Consider the following 16,400-nt stretch of genomic DNA (forward strand, 5'->3'; position numbering starts at 1 on the left):
AAATTTAAAATAAAAATCATTACATGAAGATACTCGTAACGGGAGGTTTGGGATTTATAGGTTCCCATACCACGGTAGAATTGCAGAATAAGGGCTATGAAGTAATTATTATTGACGATTTATCCAATTCAACGGAAAAGGTTTTGGATGGTATTGTGGCCATTACGGGGAAAAGACCCACTTTTGAGAAACTAGATCTTAAAGAAAAGTCAAAAGTTGAGGATTTTTTTAAAAGACATCACGATATAGTTGGCGTTATTCACTTCGCGGCTTCCAAAGCGGTTGGTGAAAGTGTGGAAAAGCCCTTGCTGTACTACGAGAACAATATAGGCACTTTGGTGTACTTGCTTAAGGAGCTTTCCCAAAAGAATAATTCCAGTTTTATTTTTAGTTCATCCTGTACCGTTTACGGACAAGCGGATAAAATGCCCATTACCGAGAGTGCGCCCGTAAAAGCAGCAGAATCACCTTATGGGAATACCAAGCAAATGGGAGAGGAAATAATTCGTGATACCTGTAAGGTAACGCCAGGAATAAATGCCATTGCGCTTAGATACTTTAATCCAATGGGGGCACATCCAAGTGCTGAAATAGGAGAATTGCCCATTGGTGTACCACAGAATTTGGTGCCGTTTATTACCCAGACAGGCATTGGTCTTAGAGAGCAGCTTTCGGTTTTTGGCGGGGATTATCCTACCACAGATGGTACTTGTATTAGGGATTATATTCATGTGGTGGATCTGGCAAAGGCCCATGTAGTGGCGTTGGAAAGACTACTGAACGGTAAGAACTCGGAGAACTATGAGGTTTTTAATGTGGGTACAGGTAAAGGCAGTACCGTTTTGGAGGCCATAAAAAGTTTTGAAAGGGTGTCCGGAAAAAAATTAAACTATAAAATTGTTGACAGAAGACCTGGGGACATTACCTCTGCCTATGCTGATACGACCAAGGCCAATAAAGTTTTAGGCTGGAAGGCAGAATCCACATTGGATGAGGCTATGAAATCGGCCTGGCTTTGGGAACAAAAGGTCAGAAAATAAATCTTGAAAGCTTACTTGGATTTTAGGATAAGTTTTGGCACAACTGATAGGTGTCAATAATTGAACGACAGTCTATTTTGGGGGTTAACATATAAGGATTAAGTAATTTTCCTGGAATAAAGCAACCCGCGCGAAGATTTTGTATCCTTCTAAAAAATAAAGGAAATGAAAGGCTTTGTTGGATTAATAACATTACTGATAATTCTGAACTGTAATAATAAAAGTGAAGATGATACTTTGGATTGTATAAATGTAGCCTGTACTGAAGAATATAGGACCATTACAATAAGTGTCAAAGATCAGGAGGGTAACGTTGTGGTTTTAAATGAATTTAAAGTAGTGGTCCTGCCAAAGGGTGCTGATATTACCCCGGATACCTCTAGTGGCGATTATGAGTGGATGATAATAAATGGAGTCTACCCTTTGTTTAGTGATAAGTATTCAATGGAATACAGGGACAAAAAAATTGAAATAAATTTCAAGGGATATGTAGAGGACAGACTTGTGGTTGATTCGGATTATACAGTTGGTGCAGATTGCTGTCATGTTTTACTTTTTGAAGGGGAAACGGATGTAGTTATCAATAATCTTTGATTCAAATAAACCATATATTATTTTGGTTAGGTAGATGTTCCAAATTAATGAGGTGTTGTTCCTTCAAGGTCCATAGGATAAATTTTCAAACAATCTTTAAGGCTGGGACTGGGAGTTTTTGAAAAAAAATGGCTTTATTGCATTTCTCAAAAACCATTTAAAGTAAAATTTCGTAAATAGGATATGGTTGTAAATTTTCCCACTATTTCGGCACTTCTAGAGCATGCAGAGGACAAGAGTCTCTATCAAAATCTAGTTTTGCAACTGCAAAAGGATTTTGTGTTTGCCAATGTATTTATAGACTTGCCCGACGAGGTGCCACCAAGGGATTTGAAGACTTTGATACATGAGAAAGTGTATTATTTGATCATGGAAAAATTCACGGATTATTTAAACTTGCTTTACATTATTGACGTTCCAGAGAAAGTGGTCAAAGCCATTGAAGCAACCGATGTGGTTGAAATTTCGGAGCAGGTGACCTTTGAGATATTAAAAAGGGAATGGCAAAAAGTTTGGTTTAGAAACGAGTACGGTTCCTAGTTTAAAAATATACTCTAACAAAAGGCATTAAGGCACTGGCGTATATGCTTTTTTGAGAGTCGTATAAAACATCGTATCGTATACCTATGGTCACATTTCTATTGCCATAGCCTATTCCAAGAAATAAGGCGGGTGACCAATAATCTTCTTCCAAATTGCCGCCATCCAATTCAAGTTGACGATTTACCCTTAGCTGTTCCAGTTCTGCCGAAAGTTGAAATGCAGGAATTGGATTGAATAGGGATATTAAACTTCCACCGTAGGCCACCAATTTTGCATCACGAAATTTGGCATAGTTAAAATTGAGTCCTGCGCCCAAACCCAATTGTTCGGTGGCCTGATAAATGGCACTTGGAGAAATCGATGCGTTGAAGGAATTATTGCCAAATCCAAAGCCTAAATTACCTCCAAAATGTACATTGTTCCAAAAATCTGAATCCCGTGGAGTCAGTTGTGAATAGCCCAAGCCGTATAAAGCAGTGAAAAAAACACATAAAATCAACTTTTTTTTTAAGGAATAACGATTTATCATAATTATTGTAATATTTTTCCATTATTAAGGACTAAGTTAAGCTTAGATATGCTAAATGTTGTATTTTTGAATAAATTTTGTTCAAAAGACAGAGAGACTTTTTCATGGATAAATATTCCTTTTTAAACGCTGCGCATACTTCTTACTTCGCAGAATTATACGATAAGTACCTAACAAATCCAGACAGTGTAGAGCCCAGTTGGAGGGCCTTTTTCCAAGGATTCGATTTTGGCATTGAAAATTCCATGGAAGGTTTTAACGATGAATTGCAAATGGCGACATTGTCGGTTGCGGGTGGTCATGAGGTAGAGGTGCCGGAGAAACTTCAGAAGGAGTTTCAGGTGGTGCGACTTATAGATGGGTATAGAACAAGAGGACATTTGTTTACTAAAACCAACCCCGTAAGGGAAAGAAGACAGTATTTCCCCACCTTGGAAATTGCTAATTTTGGATTGACACCTAGTGATCTGGATACTACTTTTACCGCAGGGGAAATTTTAGGTATAGGCCCCAGCAGCTTGCGACAAATTATAGAGCACCTTACAAAGATTTATTGCGATGCAATAGGTGTGGAATATATGTATATAAGAAACCCTGAGCGGGTAGAATGGATTCAGAATTGGTTGAATGTCAATGACAATCATCCTAAATATGATGCGGATCGGAAAAAACATATTCTTAAAAAATTAAATGAAGCGGTTTCCTTTGAAGGGTTTTTGCATACTAAATATGTTGGGCAAAAGAGGTTTTCATTGGAAGGTAATGAGTCGTTGATTCCCGCTTTGGACGCCGTAGTGGAAAAGGCTGCCGAAATGGGGGTTGAGCAATTTGTTATGGGAATGGCCCATAGAGGCCGATTAAATGTATTGACAAATATCTTCGGAAAGAAGGCAAAAGATATCTTTAGTGAATTCGATGGGAAGGATTATGAGCAGGAAATCTTTGATGGGGATGTAAAATATCATTTAGGGTGGACCTCTGAGCGAAAAGCAAACAACGGGAAGAAGATTATTATGAACATTGCACCAAACCCTTCCCATTTGGAAACCGTAGGTGCTGTTGTTGAAGGTATAGCCAGAGCAAAGCAAGATTCGCGCTACAGTGATGACTTCTCCAAGGTTTTGCCTATAGTTGTACATGGAGACGCAGCAATAGCAGGTCAGGGATTGGTGTATGAATTGGTGCAAATGGCCAATTTGGATGGTTATAAAACCAATGGTACCATTCACATTGTTGTAAATAATCAAATAGGCTTTACTACCAATTATCTGGATGCACGAAGTTCTACATACTGTACGGACGTGGCCAAGGTGACCTTGAGTCCTGTCTTACATGTTAATTCGGACGACCCCGAGGCTGTGGTTCATGCCTCGCTTTTTGCCTTGGAATTCCGTATGCGATTTCAAAGGGATGTATTCCTAGATCTTTTAGGGTATAGGAAATATGGTCATAATGAAGGGGACGAGCCTCGTTTTACCCAGCCCAAATTATACAAAGCAATTGCCAAGCATAAAAATTCCAGGGATATTTATGCCGAGGCACTAATGAAGGAAGGTATCATTGGTGATAATTATGTGAGGGAGCTCGAAGAACAATATAAAGCTACTTTGGAAGAGGAGCTGGAAGATTCCAGAAGAGAGGACAAGACCGTAATAACGCCATTTATGGCCGATGAATGGAGTGGGTATACCCACGTTCGTGAATGGGAAATGATGGATCCGGTAGATACAAAATACGATAAAAAGAAACTTACCGCAATAGCCAAGGTATTAACAGAACTGCCAAAGAATAAGAAGTTTTTGCGTAAAGTTGAGAAATTGGTAAACGACCGAAAGGCCATGTTTTTTGAAAATGACACTTTGGATTGGGCCATGGGAGAGCTGTTGGCTTATGGTACCCTCCTGGAGGAAGGCTATGGAGTGCGAATGTCCGGGCAAGATGTGGAAAGAGGTACTTTTTCGCATCGTCATGCGGTTATGAAAGTTGAAGAAAGTGAGGAGGAAGTAATGCTCCTGAACCATATATCCGATAAACAAGGTATTTTTCAAATATATAATTCCCTTTTGTCGGAATATGGAGTGGTTGGTTTTGATTATGGTTATGCCATGGCTAGCCCTAATACGCTTACCATCTGGGAAGCTCAATTTGGTGATTTTAGCAATGGTGCCCAAATAATGATCGATCAGTACATATCCGCAGCAGAGGACAAATGGAAATTGCAGAATGGATTGGTAATGTTGTTGCCACATGGATACGAAGGCCAGGGGGCAGAACATTCCTCGGCCCGTATGGAGCGCTATTTGCAGTTGTGCGCCAGGGATAATATGTTTATTGCTGATGTATCTACACCGGCAAATATGTTTCATTTGTTAAGACGGCAAATGAAGGTGAACTATAGGAAGCCATTGATCGTTTTTACGCCTAAAAGTTTATTAAGGCATCCCAAAGCTGTATCAACGGTTGAGGAATTTGCCAATGGTGGATTCCAAGAGGTAATAGACGATGCTACTGCTGAGGTATCCAAAATAAAGAGTTTGGTATTCTGTACCGGTAAATTTTATTATGACCTCTTGGCTTTTAGGGAAGAAAATAAAAGGGAGGATGTTGCCTTGGTTAGGGTGGAGCAATTGTTTCCAGTACCCGCAAAGCAAATGAAGGCGATTATGGAGAAGTATACGAATGCCGACGATAAGGTTTGGGCTCAGGAAGAACCAAGGAATATGGGGGCTTGGGGACATTTAACAATGCATTTTAGCGAGGCCCATAAATTGAGGGTGGTCTCTAGGAGATTTTATGCCTCTCCAGCGGCAGGTAGCGCAGTGCGCTCCAAACGTCGTCATCAACAAGTAATTGATTATGTTTTTGATATAAACAAGAACAACATGGGTTTAAATCCAGATGCGACAAATAATAAATAATAAAATGTCCAAAGGTTAAAATGGATCGAATCTGTTTTAAATCGGTTATTGGGTATTGTATGAAAGTTAAATTTCAATAAGAGTTCAGACAAAACACAAATTAAAATTATAAAACATGATTTTAGAAATGAAAGTCCCTTCTCCAGGGGAATCCATTACGGAAGTAGAGATAGCGGAATGGTTGGTAAATGATGGCGATTATGTTGAGAAAGATCAGGCAATAGCAGAAGTGGATTCCGATAAGGCTACCCTTGAATTGCCGGCAGAGGAGAGTGGAATAATTACTTTAAAGGCTGAAGTAGGAGATGCAGTTGCTGTAGGTGCTGTGGTGTGTTTAATAGACACTAGCGCTTCCAAACCTGAAGGAGCCAAAAGTGAAGAAAAGCCAGTATATAAAAAACCTGAGGTAAAAGAGGTGGCTGAAAAGAAAATTGAGGCAAAACCGGAAAAAACTTCTTATGCGTCCGGTTCAGCTTCTCCTGCTGCCAAGAAAATCCTAGCTGAGAAAGACTTGGATGCTGCTAATATTAAAGGTACAGGCAAGGACGGTAGGATTACCAAGGAAGATGCTGTAAAAGCGGTTCCATCCATGGGTACACCTACTGGCGGACCTAGAGGTGAAAGTCGTACCAAATTATCAATGTTACGCCGTAAAGTGGCGGAGCGATTAGTATCGGCCAAAAATGAGACGGCTATGTTGACCACCTTTAACGAAGTGGATATGTCGGCTGTTTTTGAATTGAGAAATCAATTCAAAGAAGACTTTAAGAACAAGCATAATGTAGGTTTAGGATTTATGTCCTTTTTTACCAAAGCTGTAATTAGGGCCTTGCAAATGTATCCTTCGGTTAACTCCATGATAGATGGCAAGGAAATGATTTCCTTTGATTTCTGTGATATTAGTATTGCGGTTTCAGGACCAAAAGGACTAATGGTGCCTGTAATACGCAATGCGGAAAATTTAAGCTTTAGGGGTGTGGAATCCGAAGTTAAAAGGTTGGCGATAAGAGCTCGTGAGGGTGAGATTACAGTAGATGAAATGACAGGGGGTACCTTTACAATTACCAATGGAGGGGTTTTTGGTTCCATGTTGTCCACTCCAATTATCAATCCACCTCAAAGTGCAATTTTAGGAATGCACAATATAGTGGAAAGACCTATTGCCCGTGATGGAGCCATAGCAATTGCGCCAATAATGTATGTAGCACTGTCCTATGACCACAGAATTATAGACGGCAAGGAGTCTGTTGGGTTCCTTGTGGCGGTCAAAGAAGCATTGGAGAGTCCAGAAGAGTTGTTGATGGATAATAATGTAAAAAAAGCTTTAGAGCTTTAATGTAATACTCAAGGGGCATGGCCCCTCAGGTATTGGAATGGAAATACAATGGACCTGCCAAGTTTTAAAAACTGGGCAGGTCTTATTTTTTACCCACCTTATTCGTTCTTATTGTTTTAGGTAAAGGCGGGTTTTTTTGTAATCAATAATGGCCCTACCTTTTTTTAGGATATCAGCCCCAATAATACCGTCTACTGGCATAGCCTTATGGGAGGTCAAGGCTTCGTTTACATGAACTAGGTCGAACAGGACAATTTTATGTTTTTTCTTGAACCAACTCCCCATTTCTATCCTATTTTTAGTGGATAGTTTTGTGAACATTTCTGTAGCCCCGGCACCCGCTGCCTTTATTTTGGAATCTTTGGAGTTTAATTTGAAGAAATCTATTTTGTCCAAGCCAATACAAGTGTTTGATGCTCCGGTGTCCAGAATAAATCTGCCTTTCACTCCATTGATGGTTGCGGTAACTTCAAAATGATTTGTTGCCGTTAGGACCAAGGGAATGGCTATATATTTTTTTTTGTAAAGAAAATCTTTAAGACTGGACATATATAATTTTTTGTCAAAGATAATCCTATTTTTGTTCTATGATATTAACAGATACGCATACCCATTTATATAGTGAAGCTTTTGATGATGATCGCAATTTGGTCATAGAAAGGGCCATGGATTTGGGAGTAAAACGCTTTTTTATTCCGGCAATTGATTCATCTTATACCAAGGCAATGTTGGATTTGGAAAATTCCTTTCCAGATAATATATTTCTTATGACCGGGTTGCATCCAACACATGTAAAGGAGAATTACAGGGATGAACTGGCCCACGTTGAGGAGATGTTGGCCTCAAGAAAATTTTATGCTGTAGGGGAGACGGGGATTGATCTGTATTGGGACAAAACTTTTCTTAAGGAACAGCAGATTGCCTTTAAACAACAAATTCAATGGGCCAAGAAATATGCTTACCCCATTGTAATACATTGTAGGGATGGTTTCGATGAAATATTCCAAATTTTGGAGGAAGAAAAAAGTGAGGAGCTATTTGGTATTTTTCATTGTTTTACCGGCACTTTTGAACAGGCGCTTAAGGCTATTTCCTATAATATGAAATTGGGTATAGGAGGAGTGGCTACCTTTAAAAATGGCAAAATTGATACTTTTTTAAGGGAAATTGACTTGAAACATGTGGTATTGGAAACAGATTCTCCTTATCTGGCCCCGGTTCCCTTTCGTGGAAAGCGCAATGAGAGTGCCTATTTGGTTAATGTTCTGAAAAAGATGTCGCTCATATATGGAGTGGATAAGGACGAAATTGCAGCTATAACAACTGCCAATTCCATGGAGGTTTTTGGAATCTAAAAGAAAGTCGAATCTATTGACTGATAATTGGGATTTAACCCTAATGATAGAGTTTGGAATTTGCCATTGTATATCCTAAATAAAAACTAAAATTGAATAATAGAACTTCAGTAGCCAAAAAAACGAAGATTCTCCTTATTTATACGGGAGGGACCATAGGTATGGTTAAGGATTATGAGTCCGGAGCCTTAAAAGCTTTTAATTTTAACAAATTGCTTAAAAATATTCCAGAGCTAAATCAATTGGACTGCAGCATAGAGAGTGTTTCCTTTGACGAGCCTATAGATTCGTCCAATATGGATGTTGGGCATTGGGTCAATATTGCTACGATTATTGAGGATCATTATGATACTCATGATGGTTTTGTAGTGCTCCATGGGAGCGATACTATGAGCTATACTTCTTCAGCCTTGAGCTATATGTTGGAGAATTTACAGAAACCAGTGATTTTTACGGGTTCCCAGTTGCCTATTGGTGATTTAAGGACAGACGCCAAGGAGAATCTAATTACTTCGATTCAGATTGCCGCATTGTGGAAAAACAACAAGCCCGTAGTGCAGGAAGTTGGTCTATATTTCGAATATAAATTATATAGGGCAAATAGGACTACAAAGATAAATGCGGAGCATTTTGAGGCTTTTGCCTCCTTAAATTATCCTGCATTAATAGGATCTGGGGTACATTTAAAAGTAAATGAGGAGTATTTATATAGACCGAACTCGGCTAAAAGACTAAAAGTCCATAAAGAAATGGATCAAAATGTATTCATTTTTAAATTATTTCCTGGTTTTAACCAATCCGTGTTGCACAGTGTCTTAAATTCCCCTAACTTAAAGGCAGTGGTTTTGGAGACATATGGCTCAGGAAATGCCCCAACGAACGAATGGTTTAGCTTGGAATTAAAAAAAGCCATGGAAAGAGGAATTTTTATTATTAATGTAACACAGTGTTCAGGAGGCAGTGTTCTTATGGGGCATTATGAAACCAGTAAGCACCTTCAAAAACTACAAGTAATTAATGGTAAGGATATTACAACGGAGGCGGCTATTACCAAGTTAATGTATTTACTTGGTAATAATATTTCCCCTAAGTTGTTCAAAACCATATATGAAACATCTCTCAGGGGTGAAATGCAATAAAAATAACAGTCTAAATTTCTTTAACTAATATTTTTTTTGTTATTTGGCTGCCCGTTAACTAGTACTAGAGAGGTGGCCGAGTGGTCGAAGGCGCACGCCTGGAAAGTGTGTATACCCCACAAGGGTATCGAGGGTTCGAATCCCTTCCTCTCTGCTGTTAAGTTTTAATTTTTATATTGCAATTTTTTTTTATCTTTAACCCTATTAACTAACTAAATTTAAGTTTGAAAGAAATGAAAAGACTATTCTCTATCCTAGCAACGGCTGGGTTATTTGTGGCAGGTACAAATACAGTAAGTGCGAAAGTTGTTGCAGCAGCAGCTATTTTGCAAGATGCGGCTCCAGCGGCAGAAAAAGGATTTACCCAAGTTCTTAAGGAACAATTTATACAGGGTGGTGCCGGATTTATGGGTATTGTTCTTTTATGTTTGATTCTTGGACTTGCGGTAGCGATCGAAAGAATTATTTATTTAAATCTTGCAACTACGAACACAACAAAACTAAAGCAACAAGTAGAAGATGCTTTGGCTTCAGGTGGTGTAGAAGCTGCCAAAGAAGTTTGTAGAAATACAAAAGGACCAGTTGCTTCTATCTACTATCAAGGTTTGGAAAGAGCTGGTGACAGTATCGAGTCTGCTGAAAAGGCAGTTGTAGCCTACGGAGGTGTGCAAATGGGTCAATTGGAGAAAAACGTTTCTTGGTTGTCTTTGTTTATCGCGGTAGCTCCGATGCTTGGGTTCATGGGTACGGTAATCGGTATGATTCAGGCCTTCCAGAAAATTGCAGCGGTTGGTAACTTAAGTGCTTCGCTTATTGCAGGTGATATCCAGGTGGCGTTATTAACAACGGTATTTGGTCTTATTACTGCGATTATCCTTCAAATCTTCTACAATTATATCATTGCAAAAATCGACAGTATTGTAAATGATATGGAAGATTCATCAATCGCTTTGATTGATATGTTGGCAGATCACAAAAAATAAGTCGGACACTAAATACTTAAAGTATCATGCATAAAATTGTTAAAATAATATTAGTTGTACTTGGAGTTATCGGGGCCATACTGTGGTTTCAGCTTCCAAGTTCAGACGTTCCCGCAACGGAAGCCATAAATAATGGGTCTATGAACTTTATGTTCATTATCACCTATTTATTGTTGGGGATTGCGATAGCGGCCTCGGTTCTTTTTGGATTGATGAATTTATTGACATCCAAAGGTGCCTTAAAGAAAACCCTATTTGGTGTAGGCGGACTTTTGGTTGTTGTTGTTATTGCTTATGCCCTAGCAAATGGAACGGACGTTAATTTGGACGAAATGGCCAAAAAAGGAGTTCCAACTACTGAGAGTACTGTTAAGACCATAGGGATGGGATTGAATGTATTTTTTATACTTACAATAATAGCTGTAGGTGCCATGTTGTGGTCCGGAGTTAAGAAAATGATTAGTAAATAATAAAATAAAATATTATGCCAAAAAGAGGAGCACCACCAGAGGTAAATGCGGGTTCTATGGCAGACATAGCGTTCTTATTGCTTATCTTTTTTCTAGTGACCACCACTATTGAGACAGATGCAGGTTTAGATCGTATGTTACCGCCAATAGAGCCGCCAGATACAGATGTAATCATTAAGCAAAAGAATATTTTTCAGGTTAACATTAACCGCGACGGACAATTATTGGCTGATGATGAATTAACGAATATTAAGGATTTAAGGGCGAAGGCCATTGCATTTTTGGACAATGGTGGTGCTCCTTCGGGAACCGCAGACTATTGTAATTATTGCAAAGGGAAAAGGGAAGCTACATCATCTGATAGTCCCTCCAAGGCCATTATTTCACTTAAGAACGATAGGGAGACTAAATATGGTACTTACATAACAGTTCAGAACGAATTGGTGGGTGCCTATAATGATCTTAGGAACCGTGAAGCTCAACGTTTGTTCAAAAAAGACTTTACGGATATGGAAGCTGAATATCTTAATCCAGAAACTCCGGACAATGTTCGTGATGAATTGAAGGAAAAGGTAAAGAAAATTCAGGATTTGTTTCCACAGAAACTTTCAGAGGCTGAAACATCGTCAAACTAAATTCAGAAGTTAAAAACTAGATACTATGTCAAAATTTAATAAGAAAAAAGATGCGGCTTTACCTGCGGTGAATACAGCATCATTGCCAGATATCGTTTTTATGCTTTTGTTCTTCTTTATGACGGTTACGGTGATGAAAGATAGTACCCTTAAGGTGGAAAACGTACTGCCCAATGCAACAGAAATTAAAAAACTGGAGAAAAAGGATCGAGTCATTTATATTTATGTTGGGAAACCAACCCGTGAATATGAGAAGACTTATGGTACCGAATCCAAAATTCAGTTGAACGATAAATTCGCTTCAGCATCGGACGTAGGAGATTATATTTTGATGGAAAGGGCCAAAAAGCCCCAGGAATTACAAAATGTATTGACAACAGCACTTAAGGTTGACAAGAATGCCAATATGGGTATTATTTCCGATATTAAACAAGAACTTAGAAAGGTAAATGCTTTGAAGGTAAATTATACCACCTATGACGGTGATGCTTTCAGGAATTTGCAATAGTTAGTAAAAGGATAAGAGAATCGGAACGCTTCAAATGGTTATATTTGGAGCGTTTTTTTTATGTTTAATTAATTACCTTTAGTGGGCTATGAGATTTTCCTGCATATTAATTATACTTCTGTTCTCCAGTGCATTTGTTGAAGCGCAGGTTTTGGATTCCAATCAAAATGGGGATCGAAAGTATTTGGAAGATCAGTTTTATTTTGGGCTTACCTATAATTTTGCCACAGAGCTCCCCATTGGTGTTTCACAAAGAAATTTATCATATGGATTGCAAGGAGGGTTTATAAAGGATATTCCACTTAGTTATGATAGAACCTTTGGACTTGGAATTGGTTTGGGTTATGGCATAAATTCCTACTATACAAATTTATTGGCATCCCAACAGGGTACCGAATTGGAGTACACTATATTGGATAGTGATGCTGATTTTAAAAGAAACAAAATAGCAACACATGTCCTGGAGCTTCCCTTTCAATTCAGGTGGCGCAATTCCACTCCTCAGGAATATAAATTTTGGCGGATATATACTGGAATTAAGATGGGCTATGTTTTTGATGGTCGGTCCAAGTACGTTTCCAGCACGGAGAAAATTGTTCTTGTCAACAAGGATATTAGGGATTTTCAGTATGGTCTAACCTTGAATGTTGGCTATAATACCTTTAATATTCATATTTACTATGCCTTAAGTTCGTTGTTTAACGATGGGATAATGGTGCAGTCGGGAGAGGCAATAGAGTACAAGCCACTTAAAGTCGGGCTTATTTTCTATATTTTATAGCCAAAATTTAATGGTAAATAATTGTGTAAAAAGGCCAATGGCAAAACCAATTATCACTTCCGCTTTGGTATGGGCGTTTAAATAAAGTCGGGATGTGGCCGCTAGGCCGCAAAGTATGGTCACTATGCTAATGGCAATGGTGATATTGATTTCGAAGTGTATACTTAGAGTTATCAGGAACATTAAAAGGCTGCCCATGCCCAAGAGATGCATACTGCATTTAAAGTTTAGAAAAAGCAATACCAGTGCGCTAAATAGGCCTGCTATAAGGCCTAGAAAATAGTAATGTAGCTCTATTGTAAAGTTGTTGGGGATTACCTTCAACAAGACCATTAAAAGCAGTCCTAGACTAATATAGAGCGGGTATTTCCTTTCTTGGAGATTTGGCATGAAAATGGAGCTGACAATCCCTAAGTTTCTTAAGATCAAAAAAAATATTATGGGAATAATAATGGTCAGGATAAATATGGGCAATATATTGCCGCTCTGCATTTCCAACGGACTGTATTTAGGAGTAATCAAAAAATAGGCTATAGTGCCAGCAAATGGCACAAAGAGCGGGTGTAGTAGGTAAGATGTGATCTTGAGGAATAGTCGCATTAAATCTGTTTTCTCAACCTAGCCACAGGGATATCCAACTGTTCCCTATATTTTGCTACAGTCCTTCTGGCAATAGGGTAACCTTTTTCTTTTAGTATGGCCGCCAGCTTGTCATCTGTTAGCGGTTTTTTCTTGGTTTCTTCGCCAATGACAGTCTCCAATATCTTTTTTATTTCTTTAGTGGACACATCCTCTCCTTGATCATTTTTCATGGATTCTGAAAAATAGTCCTTAATCAATTTTGTCCCATAGGGAGTGTCAACGTATTTGCTATTGGCTACTCTGGAAACCGTGGATACGTCCATGTGGATTCCATCGGCAATGTCCTTTAGGATCATAGGTCGCAGTTTACGCTCATCTCCGGTAAGGAAGTACTCTTGTTGATATTCCATGATTTCGTTCATGGTAATGTAAAGCGTTTGCTGGCGTTGTCTAATGGCGTCAATAAACCATTTGGCAGAATCCAGCTTTTGCTTAATGAACATTACGGTGTCTTTCTGGGACTTGGATTTTTCCTTGGAATTTTTGTATCCTTCCAACATGTTGTTGTATTCCCTTGAAACATGTAATTCTGGAGCATTTCTTCCATTTAGGGTAAGTTCCAATTCTCCGTCCACGATTCGAATTGTAAAATCAGGGACCACGTGCTCAACTGTTCTGTTATTTCCGGAATATGAACCGCCTGGTTTGGGATTTAGCCGCTCGATCTCAGATATGGCATCCTTTAACTGTTCCTCTGTTATATTGTGTTTCTGAATTAGTTTTTGATAGTGTTTTTTGGTGAACTGTTCAAAAGATTTTTCCAATAGTACTATTGCCAATTCAATACTTGGAGTTACTTCTTTTCTTCTTAATTGAATAAGCAGGCACTCTTCCAAGGTTCTTGCGGCTACACCTGCGGGGTCAAGATCTTGAACTATGCGCAATACTTTTTCTATGGTCTTTTCCTCAGTGTATATATTTTGGGTAAATGCCAAATCGTCCATAATGTCCGTAAGGGGCCTTCTTATATATCCGCTTTCATCCACACTACCTACCAAGAATTCGGCAATAGACCATTCCTCATCGGTCAAATAAATAGTGTTTAATTGATTTATTAGGTATTGGTTGAATGAAATTCCGGCGGCATACGGTACACTTTTTTCCTCATCATCGGCACTGTAGTTGTTGGCTTGCGTACGGTAATCCGGTACTTCGTCATCACTTAAATAGTCATCTATATTGATATCTTCGGCACTGATGTTTTCGCTATCGGTTTCGTTATCGTAGAGATCATCAAATTCATCCTCCTGGGTTTCGCCCTCTTCCTTTCCAGTTTCTAGAGCAGGGTTTTCCTCCAGTTCTTGTTTTAGTCGTTGTTCAAATGCTTGCGTAGGCAATTGAATCAACTTCATCAACTGTATTTGTTGTGGAGATAATTTCTGCGATAATTTAAACTGTAGGTGTTGTTTCAGCATAAAAATTGATAATCTTTCCTATAAAGTTAAAGAATAATGATTAGAATTCGGCATTTTGAGGCGTTCTTGGAAATGGTATTACATCCCTAATATTCCCCATTCCGGTTGCAAACAATACCAACCTTTCAAAACCAAGTCCAAAGCCACTGTGAACGGCAGAGCCAAATTTCCTTAGGTCCAAATACCACCAAAGTTCCTTTTCATCAATACCTAGTGCCTTTATCTTCTCCAATAAGACGTCCAAACGCTCCTCACGTTGCGATCCACCTACTATTTCGCCAATCCCTGGGAAAAGTATGTCCATGGCCCTAACCGTTTTGCCGTCCTCATTTAAACGCATATAAAATGCCTTTATTTTAGCGGGATAATCAAATAGTATTACAGGACATTTAAAATGTTTTTCCACCAAAAAGCGCTCATGTTCGCTTTGGAGGTCTGCTCCCCATTCGTCTATAAGATATTTAAACTGTTTCTTTTTGTTGGGTTTGCTGTTTCTTAATATATCTATCGCTTCGGTATAAGTTACTCGCTTAAATGTATTGTCCGAAACAAATTTTAGTTTTTCTATCAAAGGCATCTCACTGCGCTCTGCCTGTGGTTTGCTTTTTTCTTCGTCCAAAAGTCGTTGCTCCAGGAATTGTAGGTCTTCCAAACAGTTTTCCAAAGCGTACTTAATTACCTCTTTAATAAAGTCTTCGGCCAAATCCATGTTGGCGTCCAGGTCATTAAAGGCCACTTCTGGCTCGATCATCCAAAATTCGGCCAAATGTCTTGAGGTATTGGAGTTTTCTGCCCTGAAGGTAGGTCCAAAGGTGTATACTTTTCCCAATCCCATTGCGTATGTTTCAGCTTCCAATTGTCCCGATACCGTTAAATTGGTTTCTTTTCCAAAGAAATCTTCCTTATAATCTATATCTCCCTTATCTGTCAAGGGCGGTTTTTTATTGTCCAAGGTAGAAACTCTGAACATTTCTCCAGCTCCTTCCGCATCCGAACCTGTGATTATTGGGGTGTGAACGTAAAAGAATCCATTCTTTTGAAAATATTGGTGTACTGCAAAAGAAAGTGTAGAGCGTACCCTCATAATGGCCGCAAAGGTATTGGTTCGTACCCGAAGATGCGCCTTCTCCCTCAAAAACTCCAATGAGTGCTTTTTAGGTTGAATAGGATAGACTTCTGGATCTGCACCCCCATGAACTTTTATTTCCTTTACCTGTATTTCCAAGGATTGTCCTTTTCCTTGGCTTTCTACCAGCGTACCACTTATTCCAAGTGCCGCTCCTGTATTTATTTGCTTTAGTAAATTTTCGTCAAATTCCTCAAAATTTACAACGCACTGAATGTTGTTTATGGTTGAACCATCATTCAAGGCAATAAATCTATTGCTTCTGTAAGTTTTTACCCAACCATTAACAATGACCTCTTGGTGTAAATGATCGGCAGATAATAGCTCTTTTACGCTAAATGTATTCATTTGAATTCCTTCTAAATTAAGTGGCAAAGATAGCCTTT

Annotated in this window: 17 protein-coding genes and 1 tRNA gene; 13 read left to right on the forward strand and 5 right to left on the reverse strand. The window is 38.8% G+C overall.

What is annotated here, in order from left to right:
• The first annotated feature begins 23 nt into the window (after positions 1-23).
• The 3 genes from galE to CWD91_RS14690 all read left to right on the forward strand — a co-directional run bounded on the left by galE (position 24) and on the right by CWD91_RS14690 (position 2,174).
• Positions 24-1,040 carry a UDP-glucose 4-epimerase GalE gene (gene galE / locus CWD91_RS14680; protein ID WP_103441707.1) on the forward strand — a complete coding sequence of 339 codons (1,017 nt, stop codon included), beginning with the start codon at positions 24-26 and terminating at the stop codon, positions 1,038-1,040.
• A gap of 165 nt (positions 1,041-1,205) precedes the next feature.
• Entirely contained in the window at positions 1,206-1,634 is a 429-nt protein-coding gene (locus CWD91_RS14685; RefSeq protein WP_103441708.1) for a hypothetical protein, read from the forward strand.
• Between the two features lie 183 nt (positions 1,635-1,817).
• Positions 1,818-2,174, forward strand: a complete 357-nt coding sequence (locus tag CWD91_RS14690) for a hypothetical protein (protein ID WP_103441709.1) — start codon at positions 1,818-1,820, stop codon at positions 2,172-2,174.
• A gap of 1 nt (position 2,175) precedes the next feature.
• Here the strand turns inward: CWD91_RS14690 and CWD91_RS14695 are convergent, their stop codons facing one another.
• Positions 2,176-2,706, reverse strand: a complete 531-nt coding sequence (locus CWD91_RS14695) for an alpha-ketoglutarate decarboxylase (protein ID WP_239985797.1) — start codon at positions 2,704-2,706, stop codon at positions 2,176-2,178.
• A 104-nt stretch (positions 2,707-2,810) separates the two neighbouring features.
• Here CWD91_RS14695 and CWD91_RS14700 point away from each other — a divergent pair, with 104 nt between their 5' ends.
• Together CWD91_RS14700 and odhB are read left to right on the forward strand one after the other, a co-directional pair.
• Positions 2,811-5,624: a 2-oxoglutarate dehydrogenase E1 component gene (locus CWD91_RS14700; RefSeq protein WP_103441711.1), complete on the forward strand. Its 2,814-nt coding sequence runs from the start codon at positions 2,811-2,813 to the stop codon at positions 5,622-5,624.
• A gap of 115 nt (positions 5,625-5,739) precedes the next feature.
• Positions 5,740-6,960 carry a 2-oxoglutarate dehydrogenase complex dihydrolipoyllysine-residue succinyltransferase gene (gene odhB, locus CWD91_RS14705; RefSeq protein ID WP_103441712.1) on the forward strand — a complete coding sequence of 407 codons (1,221 nt, stop codon included), beginning with the start codon at positions 5,740-5,742 and terminating at the stop codon, positions 6,958-6,960.
• 108 nt (positions 6,961-7,068) lie between these two features.
• Here odhB and CWD91_RS14710 read toward each other — a convergent pair whose 3' ends face one another.
• Positions 7,069-7,509, reverse strand: coding sequence for a retropepsin-like aspartic protease family protein (locus tag CWD91_RS14710; RefSeq protein ID WP_192877679.1), 441 nt, complete (start codon positions 7,507-7,509; stop codon positions 7,069-7,071).
• Positions 7,510-7,547: 38 nt separating this feature from the next.
• Here CWD91_RS14710 and CWD91_RS14715 point away from each other — a divergent pair, with 38 nt between their 5' ends.
• From CWD91_RS14715 to CWD91_RS14750, 8 genes are all read left to right on the forward strand, one after another.
• Positions 7,548-8,315 carry a TatD family hydrolase gene (locus tag CWD91_RS14715; RefSeq protein WP_103441714.1) on the forward strand — a complete coding sequence of 256 codons (768 nt, stop codon included), beginning with the start codon at positions 7,548-7,550 and terminating at the stop codon, positions 8,313-8,315.
• A gap of 92 nt (positions 8,316-8,407) precedes the next feature.
• Complete coding sequence (locus CWD91_RS14720; protein ID WP_262509685.1) at positions 8,408-9,454, forward strand: asparaginase; 1,047 nt, start codon at positions 8,408-8,410, stop codon at positions 9,452-9,454.
• Between the two features lie 66 nt (positions 9,455-9,520).
• A tRNA-Ser gene (locus tag CWD91_RS14725) sits at positions 9,521-9,608 on the forward strand.
• A 79-nt stretch (positions 9,609-9,687) separates the two neighbouring features.
• Entirely contained in the window at positions 9,688-10,437 is a 750-nt protein-coding gene (locus tag CWD91_RS14730; protein ID WP_103441715.1) for a MotA/TolQ/ExbB proton channel family protein, read from the forward strand.
• A gap of 26 nt (positions 10,438-10,463) precedes the next feature.
• The gene (locus tag CWD91_RS14735; RefSeq protein WP_103441716.1) at positions 10,464-10,907 is read left to right on the forward strand and encodes a hypothetical protein; all 444 of its coding nucleotides are present in this window, start codon (positions 10,464-10,466) and stop codon (positions 10,905-10,907) included.
• Between the two features lie 14 nt (positions 10,908-10,921).
• Entirely contained in the window at positions 10,922-11,542 is a 621-nt protein-coding gene (locus tag CWD91_RS14740) for an ExbD/TolR family protein (protein WP_103441717.1), read from the forward strand.
• 25 nt (positions 11,543-11,567) lie between these two features.
• A complete protein-coding gene (locus CWD91_RS14745; RefSeq protein ID WP_103441718.1) occupies positions 11,568-12,050 on the forward strand; it encodes an ExbD/TolR family protein in 483 nt (160 codons plus the stop codon).
• An 88-nt stretch (positions 12,051-12,138) separates the two neighbouring features.
• Positions 12,139-12,831 (forward strand): porin family protein, encoded by a 693-nt coding sequence (locus tag CWD91_RS14750; protein ID WP_103441719.1) that lies wholly within the window; start codon positions 12,139-12,141, stop codon positions 12,829-12,831.
• On the opposite strand, the gene CWD91_RS14755 is transcribed toward CWD91_RS14750, so the two are convergent.
• Genes CWD91_RS14755 through asnS form a run of 3 tightly spaced genes read right to left on the reverse strand, consistent with a single transcriptional unit; the run spans position 12,826 to position 16,362 of the window.
• On the reverse strand, positions 12,826-13,431 hold the full coding sequence (locus CWD91_RS14755; protein WP_103441720.1) for a hypothetical protein: 606 nt from the start codon (positions 13,429-13,431) through the stop codon (positions 12,826-12,828). The genes CWD91_RS14750 and CWD91_RS14755 overlap by 6 nt on opposite strands.
• Positions 13,431-14,888 (reverse strand): RNA polymerase factor sigma-54, encoded by a 1,458-nt coding sequence (gene rpoN / locus CWD91_RS14760; RefSeq protein WP_103441721.1) that lies wholly within the window; start codon positions 14,886-14,888, stop codon positions 13,431-13,433. Before rpoN ends, CWD91_RS14755 begins: the two co-directional genes overlap by 1 nt.
• A gap of 40 nt (positions 14,889-14,928) precedes the next feature.
• Positions 14,929-16,362 carry an asparagine--tRNA ligase gene (gene asnS, locus CWD91_RS14765; protein WP_103441722.1) on the reverse strand — a complete coding sequence of 478 codons (1,434 nt, stop codon included), beginning with the start codon at positions 16,360-16,362 and terminating at the stop codon, positions 14,929-14,931.
• Positions 16,363-16,400 lie beyond the last annotated feature (38 nt).

The sequence above is a fragment of the Arenibacter hampyeongensis genome (assembly GCF_002909255.1).
Classification (GTDB): Bacteria; Bacteroidota; Bacteroidia; order Flavobacteriales; family Flavobacteriaceae; genus Arenibacter; species Arenibacter hampyeongensis.

What these genes read in the sequence shown, in the direction of transcription:
- galE (WP_103441707.1), top strand. Translation starts at nt 24, where the DNA reads ATGAAGATACTCGTAACGGGAGGTTTGGGATTTATAGGTTCCCATACC.
- CWD91_RS14685 (WP_103441708.1), top strand. Translation starts at nt 1,206, where the DNA reads ATGAAAGGCTTTGTTGGATTAATAACATTACTGATAATTCTGAACTGT.
- CWD91_RS14690 (WP_103441709.1), top strand. Translation starts at nt 1,818, where the DNA reads ATGGTTGTAAATTTTCCCACTATTTCGGCACTTCTAGAGCATGCAGAG.
- CWD91_RS14695 (WP_239985797.1), bottom strand. Translation starts at nt 2,706, where the DNA reads ATGATAAATCGTTATTCCTTAAAAAAAAAGTTGATTTTATGTGTTTTT.
- CWD91_RS14700 (WP_103441711.1), top strand. Translation starts at nt 2,811, where the DNA reads ATGGATAAATATTCCTTTTTAAACGCTGCGCATACTTCTTACTTCGCA.
- odhB (WP_103441712.1), top strand. Translation starts at nt 5,740, where the DNA reads ATGATTTTAGAAATGAAAGTCCCTTCTCCAGGGGAATCCATTACGGAA.
- CWD91_RS14710 (WP_192877679.1), bottom strand. Translation starts at nt 7,509, where the DNA reads ATGTCCAGTCTTAAAGATTTTCTTTACAAAAAAAAATATATAGCCATT.
- CWD91_RS14715 (WP_103441714.1), top strand. Translation starts at nt 7,548, where the DNA reads ATGATATTAACAGATACGCATACCCATTTATATAGTGAAGCTTTTGAT.
- CWD91_RS14730 (WP_103441715.1), top strand. Translation starts at nt 9,688, where the DNA reads ATGAAAAGACTATTCTCTATCCTAGCAACGGCTGGGTTATTTGTGGCA.
- CWD91_RS14735 (WP_103441716.1), top strand. Translation starts at nt 10,464, where the DNA reads ATGCATAAAATTGTTAAAATAATATTAGTTGTACTTGGAGTTATCGGG.
- CWD91_RS14740 (WP_103441717.1), top strand. Translation starts at nt 10,922, where the DNA reads ATGCCAAAAAGAGGAGCACCACCAGAGGTAAATGCGGGTTCTATGGCA.
- CWD91_RS14745 (WP_103441718.1), top strand. Translation starts at nt 11,568, where the DNA reads ATGTCAAAATTTAATAAGAAAAAAGATGCGGCTTTACCTGCGGTGAAT.
- CWD91_RS14750 (WP_103441719.1), top strand. Translation starts at nt 12,139, where the DNA reads ATGAGATTTTCCTGCATATTAATTATACTTCTGTTCTCCAGTGCATTT.
- CWD91_RS14755 (WP_103441720.1), bottom strand. Translation starts at nt 13,431, where the DNA reads ATGCGACTATTCCTCAAGATCACATCTTACCTACTACACCCGCTCTTT.
- rpoN (WP_103441721.1), bottom strand. Translation starts at nt 14,888, where the DNA reads ATGCTGAAACAACACCTACAGTTTAAATTATCGCAGAAATTATCTCCA.
- asnS (WP_103441722.1), bottom strand. Translation starts at nt 16,362, where the DNA reads ATGAATACATTTAGCGTAAAAGAGCTATTATCTGCCGATCATTTACAC.